General features: G+C 36.1%; 1 pseudogene. It reads right to left on the minus strand.

The window, feature by feature from the left end:
* Positions 1 to 629: pseudogene (locus tag AC4AGG_RS16735) on the minus strand (hypothetical protein); the annotation flags it as partial.

A 629-nucleotide genomic window follows, 5' to 3' on the forward strand; every position in this document is an offset into this window, starting at 1 on the left:
AGCTGTGGTTACATCTTCATCTCCCTCAATCGCATCCAAACATCCGTCGTTATCACTGTCCAAATCTAAATAATCAGGAGTACCATCGCTATCGGTGTCACAAGCAACTTGGGTTATGTTTATATCATCAATCAAAATATCATTACCTGAAACCTCTGAGGTATTATTTCTTAAAATAATATATACATCGGTATAATTTCCAGGATTAATTGTGAACACATAGTTGTGCCAAGTGTCATCTTCAGCAACATCCCCAGCATTTACACTGCCAATTAAATTACCAGATATATCCCTTAACTCTGCCGTTAGGTTTGGTAATGCCAAATCATAGCCATACAAAGCATTTTTGAGCCAAAAGTTAAAAACAATAGGTTGAAAAGATTGAATACCTGTAACCAGTCTTTTATAAAAATCTCCCGGTGTTGCAGATGCATTTACAACTAACATTCTACCATTTACATCACCCGTATGATCCGGAGCATTGACATAAGCAGGATGCATTGTAAATGCATTGGAAACAACAGCATAAGTGTTAGCATTATATAAGCTGGTAGCGTTATATGTATAATCAGCAGAATCTACATAAGGATCTGAAGAAACACTACCTGTACCAAATGTTTCGTAAAATA

It is taken from the genome of Chryseobacterium sp. CG10_8, assembly GCF_058117085.1.